This window comes from Sutcliffiella halmapala, from assembly GCF_050107295.1.
Taxonomy (GTDB): domain Bacteria; phylum Bacillota; class Bacilli; order Bacillales; family Bacillaceae_I; genus Sutcliffiella_A; species Sutcliffiella_A halmapala_A.
This window is the reverse complement of record NZ_JBNIKR010000024.1, coordinates 1-16,452: the sequence shown is the minus strand read 5'-3', so window position 1 is coordinate 16,452 and position 16,452 is coordinate 1. Positions and strand designations below refer to the sequence as shown.

Genomic DNA, 16,452 nt, shown 5'->3' with positions numbered 1-16,452 from the left:
GATCAAACTCTCCAATAAAGAGTTTGAGCTTATGCTCAAATGTTGACTAGCTTATGTTACTTTTTCGTTCTTTGTTAATCCCTATAAGATTAACGTGGACGCTGTTGTTTTGTTTAGTTTTCAAAGAACTTTTTTATGAGTCGTTCTCTCGAAGCGACTTTATTATCTTATCACATCCATAAAAGCGAGTCAACAACTTTTTTTAAGAAGAAGTTTTTCCGAAACGCGATTCGTTTGTGACAACGAAATCTAATATACCATTTTAATAACACCCTCGTCAATAAAAAACGCAAAAAAAAATCCCTCTTTTTTCAGAGGAACCTTAGTCTTATTAAATGATATACATTTGGATGATCACCAATGCTGCAACACCAGGGATTCCGAGCACCCCTGAAATGGCAGAGGTGGCCAAGTTGATCGGGACATGTATCCCCATTGAATTTCCGAAAGCGTTCAAGAAAAACAAGAACAGCGCACCTATCATTATTTTAATGGCTGTTTGTCCGACAAATCGCAACGGTTTCAGGGGAGTCCCTACTATAAGAACCAATAATATGAGCGCTCCTATTACTCCAATCACTATCAATGGCTGCAAACCTGCTCCCTCCTCAGCTTGTACTATATTGTAATTGTATGTTGCCTTATTGATTTCAGAACAAACTGTTGAAGTTAATAACAGTTGTTCCTGGGAACAATAGAGATGACACCTTCTTCTATTTATATAGATGAATTCATTCAATAAAAATACCGCAGCCTAGTCGGCTGCGGTATTTAGCGGTTTTTTTCTGCTATTTATTTTACTGTCATTCTGGTACGAACTTCTTTTAATAGGAAGAGATATTTGGCTTCTGCCATTTTGAGCTGGCAGATTACCTCTTCGGATGGCTCTACACTTTTTTCAACAAGGCTTTTTTGTTTCGTCCAACGATCTTTGCACGACTCGGTTGTTTCCATGAGTTTGGCATCGAACTGTTTTTTCAAACGGTCTTTTTTACGAAAAAACATAGCTAGTGTTAGCCCCTTTACATGGATTTATCATAGTTAATTATATTTCTCTTCTTCCTTCTAACGCCTTTGATAGTGTCACTTCATCGGCGTACTCCAGGTCTCCTCCGACCGGAAGACCGTGTGCGATACGTGTCATCTTGATTCCTGTCGGTTTTAGAAGCCTAGATATATACATCGCGGTTGCTTCTCCCTCAATGTTGGGATTGGTAGCGAGAATCAGTTCCTGAACCACATCATCCTGTAATCGTTTGATGAGTTCAGGGATTTTGATATCCTCCGGCCCAATTCCATCCATGGGCGAGATGGCACCATGCAATACGTGGTAGAGTCCGTTATAGTCCTTCATCTTTTCCATGGCGATTACATCCTTGGTTTCCTGGACTACGCAAATAACGGTCTGATCACGTCGGTTATCCTCACAGATATAGCATGGATCCTTATCGGTGATATGTCCGCAAACAGAGCAGTACGATAAGTTCCTTTTCGCATTGACCAATGCTTTTGCAAAGTCCAATACGGTGTCTTCTTTCATATTCAATACGAAAAAAGCCAGACGTGCGGCCGTTTTCGGGCCGATACCCGGCAATTTCATAAAGCTGTCGATCAGCTTTGATATAGGCTCAGGATAGTGCATAAAGGTCCTCCTAGAAAAGTCCTGGCATGTTTAACCCTTTGGTGAATTGACCCATTGTATCATTAGTCAACTCCTCCATTTTCTTCAAGGCATCATTTGTAGCAGCCAGTACAAGATCTTGTAGCATTTCGATATCTTCCGGGTCTACTACTTCCTCTTTAATATTCACAGAAATGATTTCTTTCTGGCCGTTCACAACAACCGTCACCATACCACCGCCAGCAGTACCTTCAATTGTCTTTTCCGCTAGTTCCTCTTGCGCTTTCGCCATATCCTTTTGCATCTTTTGCATTTGTTTCATCATTTTTTGCATGTTACCCATTCCGCCACCACGCATCATAAGTCATTCCTCCTAATATTGGTTAATGGTTTATTCTTTTATTTCAATCAACTCGGAACCTACCAATTTCTTGGCCTCTTCAATAAGCGGGTCCTCTTCCTGTTGGTCTCCACCTGTCTCATCTTTCTGGCCACGGATGAAGTCCTCCCGAATCTGCTGCCACTCCGTTTCAGGTACAGCCAGCATATCGAAGGATTTTCCGGTAAGCTCCATCAGGATCTGCTCCAGATTCTGCTTTACCTGGTCATCAGATGCCATCTTGCAATGTATCTCATACTTGAATTTTAACACAAAAGCCTGGTTGGAAGCAGCCACCGGCTCACTATCTGTCAATAAAGCCGCATGTGACACCCTGTTCTGCTTTCGAAGCGTCTCCAATAGCTGAGCCCAGCTGCCTTTTATGCTTTCCAGATCGCCTCTTGTCGCAGTTTTCAGCACTTCCTGGATTCGCCCGACTGCCGGTTTGAACCCATTACGTGATCCTCCACCAGATCTTGCAGGTGTTTTGGCTGCTGTCGCCGCTTGGTTGGCTTCGACCATTTTACCCGAAGATAATTCTTTCACCTTATTTTCAAGCAAGGTGATTTTCTTCATGAGGATATTCACCTGATCTTGGTCTGCAGACTCCTTCGAAGGGCCCTCAAGCTGACAGAGTTTCACAATTGCCACCTCAAGATAGATCCGTGGATGATTGGTCCACTTCATCTCCTGCTGGCTCTTATTGAGTATATCGATCGTTTCATAAATGGTCTCAGAAAGGATTTCCTCCGCAAACGTCCTGAATCCCTCATCCACCTGCACTCTATCCAGGATCTGCTCAAGCCTTGGTGCTGTTTTATAGAGCAGCATGTCTCGGTAATAGAAAATCAAATCCTCTAAAAACCTGGAAGGGTCTTTTCCTGAACGTAAAACGGAATTCAAGGAATCCAAGGCTTCCGCAACATTCTTTTGATGGAGTGCACCCACAAGATCGGTAAGGAAGGTCTGGGAAACCGATCCCGTGATGGAGAGCGCATCCTGCACGGTGAGGACCCCGTCGCTGAAGGAGATGGCCTGATCCATCAAACTCAAGGCATCACGCATTCCCCCCTCAGCCGCTCTTGCTATTACGGCAAGGGCATGGGGCTCACTTTCGATTCCCTGGGCATTCAGCACGGTTTCCAACCTGCCGACAATGGATTCCGCGGTGATTCTTCTGAAATCAAATCGTTGACAGCGCGATATGATGGTCAGAGGGATTTTATGCGGCTCTGTTGTAGCCAGGATGAAAATCACGTGTTTAGGAGGCTCTTCAAGCGTTTTTAATAACGCGTTGAAGGCTCCGATGGAAAGCATATGTACTTCATCTATGATATATACTTTATACTTGACCGCACTCGGTGCATATTTCACCTTGTCCCTGATATCACGGATTTCATCGACTCCGTTATTGGAGGCCGCATCGATTTCCATTACATCTGAAATAGATCCGTCTGTGATTCCCCTGCAGGAAGGGCACTCGTTACAAGGCTCTGCAACAGGAGCGTGTTCGCAGTTCACAGCCTTTGCTAATATCTTTGCCGCACTTGTTTTTCCGGTTCCTCTTGGGCCTGAAAAAAGATAGGCATGTGAGAACTTCTGTTGAAGCAGGGCGTTTTGTAAGGTTTTGGTTATATGTTCCTGTCCCACGACATCCTGAAAAATCTGTGGTCGAAAAACACGATATAAAGCTTGATATGCCACCAATATGCCCTCCTTCTTTCTTATCCTTTCCATTATACCGTAGAAATGGAGTCAATTTCAAAAGCAAACATGAAAAGGCTTGATTTATTTTCGAATAAAGAATAACAAGACAGCAAAAAACCCACCCTGCAATAGAGTGAGTTTGAGTGACTATTTATAACTGCCGTGCACCTTCTGTCGATTAGCCACCATAAGCGTTACTTAAGCAGTTAGCTCGACCCAGGCAACCCTGCGGCACATGAGAGAGTCCGCTTAATGCTGCTTCCTTCCGGACCTGACATGGTTCACGGGTTCCCATTGCGCAGGACCCAGGTGTCAACACCACTTACTTAAGGCAGACCCTACAGCCTGCTAACCTCGAGAAGGGATTCAGCCTCGCTAGAGCGGATTGCGAGTTCAGGGCACCGCTACCTCCCCGCTTAGCACGACAAAATTAAAACCAATAGGTTAGTGCGTCTTTATATCCGACGCATAATTTAGTATAAGGGGAAAAAGGAAAAATTGCAACCATAATCATCTGTAAAATTTTAGGTGTCGGTTTTCAGTTGTTTCTTTTTCTCCTTTTTCTGCTCTCGAAGCTTCCTGAAGAAATCGGAAAGCAGCGCTCCGCACTCTTCCTCGAGTACTCCACTCACTATCTCGGTCTGGTGATTAAATCGCGGTTCATCCAACAGGTTCATTAATGTGCCGGCACAGCCTGCTTTTGGATCCATGGCACCAAACACTACTTTGTGCACGCGTGATAAAACGATGGCGCCCGCACACATCGGACATGGCTCGAGTGTGACATAAAGGGTGGTATCCTCCAACCTCCATGTACCCAGCTTTTTGCATGCTTCATCGATAGCCAGTATTTCGGCATGGGTAATGGATCGCTGAGTCGTCTCCCTCAAGTTATGGCCCCTTGCAATGACCTCTCCGTCCTTGACTATGATCGCTCCGATCGGCACTTCCGCCAATCCTTCCGCTTTTTTCGCTTCTTCTATTGCCAGTTTCATGAACCATTCATCGGTTTTTACTTGCATAACCCGTATTCCTTTCTTTTTGCATGCTCGTTTATATTCTTGTCCGGAATTCCATACACTAATCTGCATGAGGTGATAATACTTGGAGCACACAGCATTACTTATTATTGATATTATCAATGATTTTCAGTTTAAGCACGGAAAAACACTGGCTAAGAAAACCGCTGCCATTGCACCTAACATATTAAAACTTAAAGAACTCATGAGGGCGAACGGTCTCCCGATCATCTATGTAAATGATCATTATCAGCTATGGCAGGCAGACTATAACAAGATTATGGAGAAATGCAATAATCCACTTAGTAAAAGCATCATTGAAAATCTCTGTCCTGAAGGGGATGACTATTTTCTGATAAAACCGAAGCATTCCGCTTTTTTTGGTACTGCCCTACATACTCTTCTGTCCCAGCTTGGAGTAAAATCTCTCATTCTGACAGGTATAGCCGGGAATATATGCGTGCTTTTTACTGCAAATGACGCATATATGCGAGAGATAAAGCTTCATATACCAACCGATGCCATTGCTTCTACTGCAGACGAGGATAATGAATACGCGATTACGATGATGAAGAATGTCCTGAAGGCTTCCATCCATACGACAGAAGCGCTACTGAAGCATTAAAGAACCTTGCATGTTTCCCTCCATACTCTCATACATTGATAAAGGATGATGAATAGGAGGGACGAACCATGCAAATTCATGTCGTTCAGCAAGGACAAACAATCTACGGGATTTCGCAGACTTATGCAACGACCCCTGAAGATATAATAGAAGCAAACGAATTGCCCAATCCCGATAATCTTGTAATAGGGCAGGCGCTCGTAATTCCAATCGTGGGAAGGTTCTATTATGTGCAACAAGGCGATACTCTTACTTCAATAGCAAGGAAATTCAATACAACACCCCAACGCCTGGCACAGGTAAACCAATTGAATGTCAATCAACCACTGCGTACAGGAATCAGACTATATATTCCACCACAGCCAAAACCTGAAGCGGAAATCAATGCATATATTGAGCCAAGAGGAAATACAGTTTCCCCTCAGCTGGAACAGAGTGCAAGGAACGCGGCTCCCTATCTGACCTATCTCGCACCATTCAGTTTTCGCGTTCAGCGTGACGGCTCACTGAAGGAACCGCCACTGAACAACTTTCCGCAAATAGCCCAGGCGAATAACGTCACACTCATGATGGTCCTCACCAATCTAGAGGAGGACGGCTTCAGTGATGAGCTTGGCCGAATCATATTGACGAATATGTCAATCCAGAACAAATTTCTCGATAATGTAGTCGCAACCGCAAAGAAATACAACTTCAAGGACATCCATTTTGATTTCGAGTTCCTGAGACCGGCTGATAAGGAAGCTTACAACACGTTTTTACGAAAAGCACGCGACCGTTTCAAAAAAGAAGGATGGCTCATTTCCACGGCATTGGCGCCGAAAACAAAGGCAGACCAAAAAGGGAAATGGTATGAAGCCCATGACTACAAAGCACACGGAGAGATTGTCGACTTTGTCATCATCATGACCTATGAATGGGGCTACAGCGGCGGCCCGCCAATGGCGGTTTCACCAATCGGTCCGGTAAGAGAGGTACTCGAGTACGCATTGACAGAGATGCCTGGCAATAAAATCATGATGGGACAGAACCTATACGGCTATGACTGGACCCTTCCATTCAAACCTGGCGGGGAGTTCGCAAAAGCAATCAGCCCACAGGCTGCCATCCAGCTTGCCAGTGATAATAATGCGGCTATCGAATACGATGAGAAAGCACAGGCACCACATTTCAATTATTGGAAAGAAGGAAAAGAACATAAAGTCTGGTTCGAGGATGCACGTTCGATCCAGGCAAAGTTTGATTTATTGAAAGAATTGAATCTGAGAGGGATCAGCTATTGGAAACTCGGACTTTCCTTCCCCCAAAATTGGCTTTTGATCACCGACAACTTCAATGTGGTGAAAAATCCGACAGCACGGTGGCAGCAATCATATAGATAAAAAGATTGGAGGCTGAATGGTATTCAGTCTCTTTTTTTTCATAATTTCCTAATCCACATCTACATTATCTGTGATAGAATGTTAAATGTCTGTCAAAATATTGATGAGTGTTCGGTTTAATTAAGGGGGTCCATTGAGATGCATGCAACACCATTTATTACAGTTGAAGGACCGATTGGTGTTGGAAAAACCTCGCTTGCAAAGAAGATTGCAGAGGAGTTCCAGTATCAGTTATTAAAAGAAATAGTAGACGAAAATCCTTTTCTCGGAAAATTCTACGAAGATATAGATGAGTGGAGTTTCCAGACGGAAATGTTTTTTCTATGCAATAGATATAAGCAACTAGAAGATATCGATCGGCTTCATTTAAAGAACGGGGCACCGGTTGTGTCGGATTATCACATCATGAAGAATCTTATTTTTGCAAAGCGTACATTAAGGGATAAACAGTATGACAAATACCTGCAAATCTATGAAATCCTGACATCGGATATGCCAAAACCAAATGTCATCATCTATTTGCATGCTAGTTTGGACACCTTATTAAGTAGGATTGAAATGCGTGGTAGAGATATCGAAAAGAAAATCGACCCGCTTTATCTTCAACAGCTTAGTTTGGACTATGATGAAGAAATGGATCGACTGGAACGACAATATCCATCCCTGCCGATATTACGCTTCAATGGGGACGAAATAGATTTTATTCAGCGTGAAGAGGATAAAGAAAAGATCTTCAACCAATTGCGCGATACCTTGGAAAAAGGAGTTATCATTAAATGAATCTACGTGAAAAATACGGCATCCCATCCAATGCGGTCATTACGATTGCCGGAACAGTCGGTGTCGGGAAATCAACCATGACAAACGCTTTAGCAAATGCACTAGGCTTTCGCACTTCTTTCGAAAAAGTAGATACAAATCCATATTTGGACAAGTTCTATGCGGATTTCGAACGGTGGAGCTTTCATTTGCAGATCTACTTCCTGGCGGAGCGCTTTAAGGATCAGAAGAAGATTTTCGAATATGGCGGAGGGTTCGTTCAGGATCGTTCCATTTATGAAGATACAGGGATTTTTGCAAATATGCATTATGAAAAAGGGACAATGACGAAGGTGGATTATGAAACCTATACAAGCCTTTTTGAGGCAATGGTCATGACACCATATTTTCCTCATCCGGACCTCTTGATCTATCTGGAAGGAAGCTTGGATGATATTCTTGGGAGAATCCAGGAACGCGGTCGTCCAATGGAACAACAAACACCTATCTCGTACTGGGAAGAAATGCACGAACGCTATGAAAAGTGGATCAACAGCTTTCACGCATGTCCTGTACTTCGTTTAAATATCAACGACTATGATGTTTTGAGAAATTCCAATTCAGTTGAACCAATCATAGAAAAGATCTCCCATCATATGAAGCAATCACTTCTGCTAAAAAAATAAGCCGCCTATATAGGCGGCTTATTTATTGTCTCAGACGGCGTCGCTTCCAGCTTTGACAATAAAAAAATCGTTACTTTCTCCAATGTAACGAACAATCTCCATTTTATGCGCTTTAGGTAAAATCACCTTTTATAAATAAATCGATGGAGGAGGAAGGGGGATTCGAACCCCCGCGGGTTTTGACACCCCTGTCGGTTTTCAAGACCGATCCCTTCAGCCGGACTTGGGTATTCCTCCGTATCAACAAAAAGTAATATATCATATTTCAAAATAACTTGTCAACGCAATAAAAGAAAAGGATGGAGAATTTTTTCCCCACCCTATTTTTGTTCACTATTTAGTCAAAATTTGCTTGCCACCCATATAAGGACGCAGTACTTCAGGAATCACTACAGATCCATCAGCCTGCTGGTAGTTCTCGATGATGGCAGCAACTGTACGGCCTATCGCCAGGCCAGAACCATTCAGTGTGTGCACATGTTCCGGTTTCCCCTTTGGATCACGACGGAAACGAATGCCTGCACGGCGTGCCTGGAAGCTCTCAAAGTTACTGCAAGAAGAAATCTCACGGTAGGTCTCCGCACTCGGAATCCATACTTCAATGTCGTACTTCTTCGCAGCTGTAAAGCCTAAGTCCGCTGTACACATGCTCAGAACGCGGTATGGCAACCCAAGGAGCTGCAATACTTTCTCGGCATTACCTGTTAATTTTTCAAGCTCTTCATAAGAATCTTCCGGCTTTACAAACTTCACAAGCTCCACTTTATTGAATTGATGCTGGCGGATAAGACCACGAGTATCACGCCCTGCAGAACCCGCTTCAGAACGGAAGCATGCACTGAATGCTGCATAGTTGATCGGCAGCTGATCGGCAGTCAGAATTTCATCACGATGCATATTGGTGATCGGAACCTCAGCAGTCGGAACTAGGAAGTAGTCTTCTTTTTCAATCAGAAAAGCATCTTCTTCAAACTTAGGAAGCTGTCCGGTTCCTGTCATACTTGCACGGTTTACGAGGTATGGAGGCAGCACTTCTGTGTATCCATGCTCATCAACATGTAAATCAAGCATGAAGTTGAATAGTGCTCTTTCCAGTCGCGCACCAAGTCCGCGATAAAATACAAAACGGCTTCCTGTTACCTTGCCGGCACGTTCGAAGTCCAGGATTCCCAACTCATCTGCAATATCCCAGTGTGCTTTTACTTCGTGATCAAATACAGGAACCTCACCCCATTTACGAACTTCCACATTGTCATCCTCGGTTTCCCCAACAGGTACGCTCTCATGAGGGATATTCGGAATGGACATCAGTAAAAGCTCCAACGTCTCTTCTACTCCTCTTAGCTCATCATCCAACTCTTTAACTTTGTCTCCAACTTCTCGCATTTCCTTGATCAGATGATCGGCATCCTGCTTTTCACGCTTCATTACAGCGATCTGTTGGGATACTTCATTACGCTTGCTTTTCAGTTGTTCCGTCTGCCCTAACAAATCTCTTCTTTTCGCATCAAGCTCTTCAAAACGGTCAAGATCTGTTAAGTCTTCCCCGCGGTGGGTAAGCTTACCTTTAATTTCTTCAAAATTGGCACGCAATAGTTTTAAATCCAACATTTTTCCTATTCCTCCTTTTTTAAAAACACAAAAAACCCCCGTCCCCTAATAGGGACGAGAGTTTGATATCCCGTGTTGCCACCCTTGTTGAAAAAGGCATGTAAAACCTTTTCCCACTTCATTCGATAACGGTAATAATCTTACCGAAGTGACTTACTATACCTGAAAACGGTAATTCGGTTCACTGCTCAAGGATGGATTCTCAAGTGCTCTACATCGGTTTTCACCAGCCACCGACTCTCTTTAGTAATAACAGCCCGATACTATTTCCTCTCAACGCTTTGGCTATATTTTCTTGTTAACGAATAATTTACTACAAGTTTCTCTTACTTGCAATAGTTTTATACACTATTTTATTTAGACTCTTTCACCATATTAACAAAATACTGCGTGATACGGTGATCGTCCGTCAATTCCGGATGGAACGAACACCCGAGGAATTGTCCTTGTCTTGCTGCTACAATACGGCCGTTATGCTTGCAAAGGACTTCTACTTCCTCTCCAACCTCCACGATGTGTGGAGCACGGATAAAGACGCCTACAAAGTCATTGGCCACGCCTGCAATCGTAAGTTCCGCCTCGAAACTGTCGACTTGGCGGCCAAAGGAATTACGCTCCACTTTGGCATCCATCAAACCAAGATGCGGCTCCTCATACCCGACAATTTCCTTCGCAATGAGAATAAGTCCTGCACATGTACCAAAAATAGGCTTTCCACTCGCGCCGAATTCGCGCAATGGCTCCATGAAAGAATATTTATCAATTAAACGACGCATGGTCGTGCTTTCCCCACCGGGAATAATCAGACCATCAATCTCAGCAAGCTGTTCTACTTTCTTTACTACAATTGCCTCTGCTCCAGATGCTTCGATCGATTTCACATGCTCCCGAACTGCACCTTGAAGTCCCAGGACTCCAACCTTCACCATGATTCAAAACTCCTTTACTTACCAGCCACGCTCTTGCATGCGATTTTCAGGTAATAGTGTAGAAATCTCGATGCCTTTCATTGCTGCACCCAAACCTTTTGATAGGCTGGCAATCAACTCATAATCCTGGTAGTGAGTAGTCGCTTCCACGATGGCACGAGCAGTTTTAGCCGGGTTGTCGGATTTGAAGATACCAGATCCAACAAATACCCCATCAGAACCTAATTGCATCATTAATGCTGCATCTGCAGGTGTCGCAATACCACCAGCAGCGAAATTGACTACCGGCAGACGCCCAAGACGCTTAATTTCAAGAAGCAATTCAAAAGGTGCTCCTAATAATTTTGCTTCTGTCATCAATTCATCTTCATTCATTCCTACCACTTTGCGAACTTGTGCGTTCACTTTACGGATGTGACGAACAGCCTCTACGATGTTTCCTGTACCAGGCTCACCCTTCGTACGAAGCATGGAAGCACCTTCACCGATACGGCGGGCAGCTTCACCAAGATCACGGCACCCACAAACGAAAGGTACTTTATATTGACGCTTGTCCAAGTGATACTCTTCATCGGCAGGAGTCAATACTTCACTCTCATCGATGTAGTCAACACCCATCGCTTCCAGAATGCGCGCCTCCACGATATGACCGATACGGGCTTTAGCCATTACCGGAATAGTAACTGCCTTCATTACCTCTTCAGTGATAGTAGGATCTGCCATACGAGCAACTCCACCAGCTGCACGGATATCAGCAGGAACGCGCTCTAATGCCATAACCGCTACTGCTCCAGCTTCCTCAGCGATCTTAGCTTGCTCCGCATTGACAACGTCCATGATGACGCCGCCTTTTTGCATTTCTGCCATTCCACGTTTTACACGATCAGTACCTGTTAAAGTCATTGAGAATTCCCCCTGTATGTAGATTAAAATAGTTTTAAATAAAATGGACCATGTCCATATGATTTTCTTACACGTCCTTTATTTTACCTCAATTCCGATAAAAATCCTAATAAATTTCTTTCAAGCAATGAAAATCGTCCCGGCCCCGGCATGCCCGGCACATTTCCCCGATATTAAAAAAATAAGTGCAGAAAGACATGATAGTCTCTTTGCACTTATTTGTCTGACACTTAATTAAAACAGTCCCTTGATGGAACTGGCAATGGTGGACCAAAGATCTCCGAAGAATCCTCCAATACCACGCATCGTCAGGACGAACCAGTTGGCTTTCTCCACCGCTTCTGTTGTCACAACATCAGCCTGTGCACCACTTTTGTTTTCCTCAAATAGGTAGCCGCTCTCATCTTCCCCAGTATATTCGACTGTGAGATATCCGACCTTCTCTCCTTTATCAAAAGGAGCTGTAATTTCTTTCTTTTTGTTTACTACCTTCTCATCAAACACGTATAAAGGCTCGAAGTTCTCTTCTTCGCCACGTTTCACCAATACTTTTAGCGGCTCACTTGTTGCGACATCAACATTCTTCTCTTTCCCTTTTACCACTATCAAATTGGAATTCTCATCAATTTGATAGTTTGCAGGATAGAGCTCTTTTACAGAGAAATTGGCATAGCCATAATCAAACAGTTTTCTTGTTTCATCAAAGCGGGCCTCTACATCCGGTTGGCCGCTTTCATTTTTTGCGTTCATTACCACGGAAATAAATCGCATGCCGTCCTTCTCTACTGTACCCGTGAAAGAGTACCCGGCAAAGTCCGTGTAACCGGTCTTGATACCGTCCACACCTTCATACCCCTTAACCAAAGAAGGAATCATCCAGTTCCAGTTGGACATCTCAATTCTGTCTTCCGTATCTTCTCTGAACACTTGTTTCGCAATGCTTGAAGTCACCAGAAGTTCCGGGAAGTCCTTCAGCAAGTGAAAAGCAAGCTTAGCTGTTGCACGTGCTGACATCACATTTTCTTCGTCAGCTGCTGTGTTAGCCGGGTGCATTCCGTATAGGTCTGCATTGTTCAGTCCAGTGGTATTTACAAACTTATAATCTTTCAATCCTAATTCTTCTGCTTTTTCATTCATAAGAGCGACAAATGCTTCTTCAGAGCCCGCCACCATTTCCGAAAGGGCAATAGTTGCTCCATTTGCTGAGTAGATTGCCATCGCCTCATACAATTCTTTCGCATTATACGTTCCATCTCTTCTTAAGGGAACATTGGATAAACTAGTATCTTGTGAAATCGTATGAACATATTCAGTTACATTATACTGATCATCCCAAGATAATTTTCCTTCATGTACAGCCTCAAGAATTAGGTATTCTGTCATCATTTTAGTCATACTTGCAATTCCGAGTACTGTATCGATGTTCTTTTGGTAGATGATTTTCCCTGTGCTTTGTTCAAGTAGTAGAGCAGCTTCCGCATTTATATTTAAATGGTCATTTTCCTCTGCTTGTACATCTTGTATCGAAAAAATCGTAGTCAATAAAGTAATGGCTAATAAACTAGCAATAAAACGTTGAAGATTTTTTTTCACAATAAATTACCCTCCAGAAACTTTTTCACATAGTCGTTATTTTAACACACTATTTCCAAAAAAAATAGACAGAGAAAGACTTGTTCTTTCTCTGTCACAACTATGACTATGCACCTATATGATTGTTATCAAATGGAATAGTTGGGAGATTCTTTTGTGATTTGGACATCGTGTGGATGACTCTCACGCAGTCCTGCACCCGTCATCTTGACAAACTGGGAATTTTCTCTTAAGGATTGCAGGTCCTTTGTTCCACAATACCCCATCCCGGAACGAAGTCCGCCAACCATCTGGTAGATTGTGTCAGCAACTGGGCCTTTATAAGGAATGCGTCCTTCAATGCCTTCCGGAACAAATTTCTTGTTGTCCTCCTGGAAGTACCGATCCTTGCTTCCTTTTTCCATTGCACCAACAGAACCCATGCCGCGATATACTTTAAATCTTCTGCCTTGGAATATTTCCGTTTCTCCAGGACTTTCTGTTGTACCTCCAAGCATACTTCCAAGCATTACTGCATGACCGCCAGCAGCCAAAGCTTTCACGATATCTCCAGAATACTTGATACCGCCATCCGCTATAATGGATGCGCCATGCTTGCGTGCCTCTGATGCACAATCATATACCGCTGTGATTTGAGGAACCCCAACACCTGCTACCACACGGGTTGTACAGATGGAACCAGGTCCAATCCCTACTTTGATCACATCGGCTCCAGCTTCAATCAAATCCTTCGTCGCTTCGGCTGTTGCAACATTCCCTGCAATGATATTCAGCTTCGGATACTTGCTTCTGATTTTCTTCACGGTATCCAATACTCCTTGTGAGTGACCGTGAGCAGTATCCACAACGATTGCATCCACACTCGCCTGAACTAGTTTTTCAACTCGAAGCATCGTATCACCTGTCACCCCGACAGCTGCCCCTACCAGCAGTCTGCCTTGGTCATCCTTGGAGGAATGAGGGAATTCAATAACTTTTTCAATATCCTTTATCGTGATAAGACCTTTTAAGATGCCTTCTTCATCTACTAGGGGAAGCTTTTCAATCTTATATTTTTGTAAGATGCTTTCGGCTTCTGCTAAAGTTGTACCTACGGAAGCAGTTACAAGATTTTCTTTTGTCATGACGTCGAAAATCGGGATGGAAAAATCTTGGATGAAACGCAGATCACGGTTAGTAAGAATACCCACAAGCTTTTGCTCTTCCTTGTTATTCACAATCGGCACACCGGAGATTCTGTACTTGCCCATTAAATGCTCTGCATCAAACACTTGATGATCGGGAGTTAAAAAGAAAGGATCCGTAATAACGCCTCTCTCGGAACGTTTTACTTTATCCACTTGCTCTGCTTGCTGTTCAATTGACATGTTTTTATGGATAATCCCTAAACCACCCTGTCTCGCCATAGCAATAGCCATCTCAGCTTCTGTCACAGTATCCATACCCGCACTGATAATCGGTATATTCAACTGCAAGGTCTCTGTCAGCTTCACCTTTAAACTAACATCCCTAGGTAACACCTCAGACTTGGCTGGTACGAGTAATACATCATCAAACGTTAATCCTTCTTTTGCAAATTTGCTTTCCCACATGACAAAATTTTCCCCCTTCTTTTCCTCGAATATATTTATAGTAGATTATCAACTGGACAAAATACTGTCAAGGATACTTTTATAAGTTGGATTTTTCAAAAAATTTAATTTATATCCAAATCAATCGAGGAAGTGGAAGAAAAACATGGCTCACTCTAATTTAAATCTTTTTCACCCATTCCTATCTGTAGAGACCGCCCAGAAATTACTAAAAAAAAGCTATCATAAAAACCAGGTGGAAAACTATGAGCAAAAGAGCTATCAAAACGCATACAGTTTTATTTACTTTATTGAGCATGGATTAACTTATCTTCAGCAAACAAAAAACTCACCTCTCTCCATAAAACCCGTCCTTTTATTTTATGGAATGATTCAGCTGCTAAAAGCTTGCCTGCTAACTGTAGATCCCTCCTATCCGGAATCAACTGCAGTATTGGCACATGGAGTCTCTACAAGAAAAAGGAAGAAACAAAGCTATGAATTCATCCAGGACGAGGTAAAAATTCAAAAGAACGGCCTATTTTCGCACATAAGCGACAAAATGTTTCATGTGAAACAAATCGAAGGAACAAAATACTCTATGCAAGAACTTCTCTACTCCATCCCGGAGCTGGAAGAAGCCATTAAAATCACAAAAAATAAAATACCCTTTCTTTCCATTGGTCTGGCAACAGATACCACCGTTTCCATTCCCTTAACCATCCTCGATGACTACAAAATGACACAGGATCGGTTTATTCAGTATTTCCAAACGCACACATCCTACAAGCATCTTGCAAACGAACAACACAAGCAAATGATGACCTTCAGTGGCACTCAGGATAATCAGTCCTTAAGCTATTCTCCACTGCTCTATCATCATCAAAACTCGATGCTCTATATTACACGAAAAAAAGAGCATTTCACTTTCTTTCCAGAGGTACTTGTACATTACCTCCTGCTCTATAACCTAAGTATGATCTGTCGCTACGAAACAGAATGGTGGGGAGAACTCCTCCACACCTTCAACAGCAGCGACCTCTCACTCATCATTCAATTCCTAGATATCACCGCAGAAAAAACGGCACACTACCTACACACATTCCTAATGCGGGTTTTTGATATTGAAGAATAAATAAAACACTGCCGGGCATAGGAGGCATCCCTATAAAAAACGGATACCTCCTGCCCCCACACCAGTGCCTGGCCCCTCCCTCCACCACCAACCTCTCTCTCCCCCAAACAAAAAAAGATGGGTCTGGCACTAATATGTACCATCCCCCACCTCACCCCATCCAAAGAACAAAAAACCAAACCAATTCCCCACCCACACCAGTGCCTGGCCCTTCCCTCCACCACACAACCTCTTTCTCCCCACACAAAAAAAGAGGGGCCTGGCACTAATTAGTACCGCCCCCCCACAACAACCCATCCAAAGAACAAAAAACCAAAAACAAACAAAAAAAGACCAGCACCTAAGCACTGATCTCCCCTCTAAACTTGCCTGGCAACGTCCTACTCTCACAGGGGGACAGCCCCAAACTACCATCGGCGCTGAAGAGCTTAACTTCCGTGTTCGGTATGGGAACGGGTGTGGCCTCTTCGCCATCATTACCAGACATATTCAGTTGAAGGATGTTCCTTCAAAACTAGATAACGTTTTTTCT

At 43.3% G+C, this 16,452-nt stretch carries 16 protein-coding genes, 1 tRNA gene, 1 rRNA gene, 1 other RNA gene and 1 other annotated feature; of the genes, 5 read left to right on the top strand and 14 right to left on the bottom strand.

Annotated features, from left to right (window positions below; genetic code table 11):
- Positions 1–331: 331 nt before the first annotated feature.
- From ACQCT5_RS22835 to tadA, 7 genes are all read right to left on the bottom strand, one after another.
- Complete coding sequence (locus tag ACQCT5_RS22835) at positions 332–595, bottom strand: pro-sigmaK processing inhibitor BofA family protein (protein WP_499645401.1); 264 nt, start codon at positions 593–595, stop codon at positions 332–334.
- A 197-nt stretch (positions 596–792) separates the two neighbouring features.
- The gene (locus ACQCT5_RS22830; protein ID WP_499645399.1) at positions 793–1,005 is read right to left on the bottom strand and encodes a YaaL family protein; all 213 of its coding nucleotides are present in this window, start codon (positions 1,003–1,005) and stop codon (positions 793–795) included.
- A 40-nt stretch (positions 1,006–1,045) separates the two neighbouring features.
- Entirely contained in the window at positions 1,046–1,642 is a 597-nt protein-coding gene (recR, locus tag ACQCT5_RS22825; RefSeq protein WP_204420210.1) for a recombination mediator RecR, read from the bottom strand.
- A 10-nt stretch (positions 1,643–1,652) separates the two neighbouring features.
- The gene (locus ACQCT5_RS22820) at positions 1,653–1,979 is read right to left on the bottom strand and encodes a YbaB/EbfC family nucleoid-associated protein (RefSeq protein WP_386646339.1); all 327 of its coding nucleotides are present in this window, start codon (positions 1,977–1,979) and stop codon (positions 1,653–1,655) included.
- 33 nt (positions 1,980–2,012) lie between these two features.
- Entirely contained in the window at positions 2,013–3,704 is a 1,692-nt protein-coding gene (dnaX, locus tag ACQCT5_RS22815; RefSeq protein WP_499645397.1) for a DNA polymerase III subunit gamma/tau, read from the bottom strand.
- Positions 3,705–3,867: 163 nt separating this feature from the next.
- Positions 3,868–4,132, bottom strand: an RNA gene (ffs, locus tag ACQCT5_RS22810) — signal recognition particle sRNA large type.
- A 99-nt stretch (positions 4,133–4,231) separates the two neighbouring features.
- Complete coding sequence (gene tadA, locus ACQCT5_RS22805; RefSeq protein ID WP_499645395.1) at positions 4,232–4,729, bottom strand: tRNA adenosine(34) deaminase TadA; 498 nt, start codon at positions 4,727–4,729, stop codon at positions 4,232–4,234.
- Positions 4,730–4,811: 82 nt separating this feature from the next.
- Here tadA and ACQCT5_RS22800 point away from each other — a divergent pair, with 82 nt between their 5' ends.
- From ACQCT5_RS22800 to ACQCT5_RS22785, 4 genes are all read left to right on the top strand, one after another.
- Positions 4,812–5,351 (top strand): cysteine hydrolase family protein, encoded by a 540-nt coding sequence (locus ACQCT5_RS22800; protein ID WP_499645393.1) that lies wholly within the window; start codon positions 4,812–4,814, stop codon positions 5,349–5,351.
- A 68-nt stretch (positions 5,352–5,419) separates the two neighbouring features.
- The gene (locus tag ACQCT5_RS22795) at positions 5,420–6,733 is read left to right on the top strand and encodes a glycosyl hydrolase family 18 protein (protein ID WP_499645391.1); all 1,314 of its coding nucleotides are present in this window, start codon (positions 5,420–5,422) and stop codon (positions 6,731–6,733) included.
- Positions 6,734–6,871: 138 nt separating this feature from the next.
- Positions 6,872–7,513 (top strand): deoxynucleoside kinase, encoded by a 642-nt coding sequence (locus ACQCT5_RS22790; RefSeq protein ID WP_499645389.1) that lies wholly within the window; start codon positions 6,872–6,874, stop codon positions 7,511–7,513.
- Positions 7,510–8,178, top strand: coding sequence for a deoxynucleoside kinase (locus ACQCT5_RS22785; protein ID WP_204420221.1), 669 nt, complete (start codon positions 7,510–7,512; stop codon positions 8,176–8,178). Before ACQCT5_RS22790 ends, ACQCT5_RS22785 begins: the two co-directional genes overlap by 4 nt.
- Positions 8,179–8,322: 144 nt before the next feature.
- On the opposite strand, the gene ACQCT5_RS22780 is transcribed toward ACQCT5_RS22785, so the two are convergent.
- The 6 genes from ACQCT5_RS22780 to guaB form a co-directional block, all read right to left on the bottom strand.
- Positions 8,323–8,415 (bottom strand) — tRNA-Ser (locus tag ACQCT5_RS22780).
- 96 nt (positions 8,416–8,511) lie between these two features.
- Complete coding sequence (gene serS / locus ACQCT5_RS22775; RefSeq protein ID WP_499645386.1) at positions 8,512–9,789, bottom strand: serine--tRNA ligase; 1,278 nt, start codon at positions 9,787–9,789, stop codon at positions 8,512–8,514.
- A gap of 47 nt (positions 9,790–9,836) precedes the next feature.
- Positions 9,837–10,075: a binding site (T-box leader), on the bottom strand.
- Between the two features lie 67 nt (positions 10,076–10,142).
- Positions 10,143–10,718, bottom strand: a complete 576-nt coding sequence (gene pdxT, locus ACQCT5_RS22770) for a pyridoxal 5'-phosphate synthase glutaminase subunit PdxT (protein ID WP_499645384.1) — start codon at positions 10,716–10,718, stop codon at positions 10,143–10,145.
- A gap of 18 nt (positions 10,719–10,736) precedes the next feature.
- Positions 10,737–11,621, bottom strand: a complete 885-nt coding sequence (gene pdxS / locus ACQCT5_RS22765) for a pyridoxal 5'-phosphate synthase lyase subunit PdxS (RefSeq protein WP_224841821.1) — start codon at positions 11,619–11,621, stop codon at positions 10,737–10,739.
- A gap of 234 nt (positions 11,622–11,855) precedes the next feature.
- Entirely contained in the window at positions 11,856–13,214 is a 1,359-nt protein-coding gene (locus tag ACQCT5_RS22760; protein ID WP_499645381.1) for a D-alanyl-D-alanine carboxypeptidase family protein, read from the bottom strand.
- A gap of 128 nt (positions 13,215–13,342) precedes the next feature.
- Positions 13,343–14,806 carry an IMP dehydrogenase gene (guaB, locus tag ACQCT5_RS22755; protein WP_499645379.1) on the bottom strand — a complete coding sequence of 488 codons (1,464 nt, stop codon included), beginning with the start codon at positions 14,804–14,806 and terminating at the stop codon, positions 13,343–13,345.
- Between the two features lie 145 nt (positions 14,807–14,951).
- Between guaB and ACQCT5_RS22750 the strand changes: the two genes are divergently transcribed.
- Positions 14,952–15,920: a YaaC family protein gene (locus ACQCT5_RS22750; RefSeq protein ID WP_499645377.1), complete on the top strand. Its 969-nt coding sequence runs from the start codon at positions 14,952–14,954 to the stop codon at positions 15,918–15,920.
- A 367-nt stretch (positions 15,921–16,287) separates the two neighbouring features.
- Here the strand turns inward: ACQCT5_RS22750 and rrf are convergent.
- Positions 16,288–16,404, bottom strand: a 5S ribosomal RNA gene (gene rrf / locus ACQCT5_RS22745).
- Between the last annotated feature and the right edge of the window lie 48 nt (positions 16,405–16,452).

Excerpts from the sequence above, each read along its gene's own strand:
- ACQCT5_RS22830 (WP_499645399.1), bottom strand. The coding sequence starts at position 1,005 with ATGTTTTTTCGTAAAAAAGACCGTTTGAAAAAACAGTTCGATGCCAAA.
- recR (WP_204420210.1), bottom strand. The coding sequence starts at position 1,642 with ATGCACTATCCTGAGCCTATATCAAAGCTGATCGACAGCTTTATGAAA.
- ACQCT5_RS22820 (WP_386646339.1), bottom strand. The coding sequence starts at position 1,979 with ATGCGTGGTGGCGGAATGGGTAACATGCAAAAAATGATGAAACAAATG.
- tadA (WP_499645395.1), bottom strand. The coding sequence starts at position 4,729 with ATGCAAGTAAAAACCGATGAATGGTTCATGAAACTGGCAATAGAAGAA.
- ACQCT5_RS22795 (WP_499645391.1), top strand. The coding sequence starts at position 5,420 with ATGCAAATTCATGTCGTTCAGCAAGGACAAACAATCTACGGGATTTCG.
- ACQCT5_RS22790 (WP_499645389.1), top strand. The coding sequence starts at position 6,872 with ATGCATGCAACACCATTTATTACAGTTGAAGGACCGATTGGTGTTGGA.
- ACQCT5_RS22785 (WP_204420221.1), top strand. The coding sequence starts at position 7,510 with ATGAATCTACGTGAAAAATACGGCATCCCATCCAATGCGGTCATTACG.
- serS (WP_499645386.1), bottom strand. The coding sequence starts at position 9,789 with ATGTTGGATTTAAAACTATTGCGTGCCAATTTTGAAGAAATTAAAGGT.
- pdxT (WP_499645384.1), bottom strand. The coding sequence starts at position 10,718 with ATGGTGAAGGTTGGAGTCCTGGGACTTCAAGGTGCAGTTCGGGAGCAT.
- pdxS (WP_224841821.1), bottom strand. The coding sequence starts at position 11,621 with ATGACTTTAACAGGTACTGATCGTGTAAAACGTGGAATGGCAGAAATG.
- guaB (WP_499645379.1), bottom strand. The coding sequence starts at position 14,806 with ATGTGGGAAAGCAAATTTGCAAAAGAAGGATTAACGTTTGATGATGTA.
- ACQCT5_RS22750 (WP_499645377.1), top strand. The coding sequence starts at position 14,952 with ATGGCTCACTCTAATTTAAATCTTTTTCACCCATTCCTATCTGTAGAG.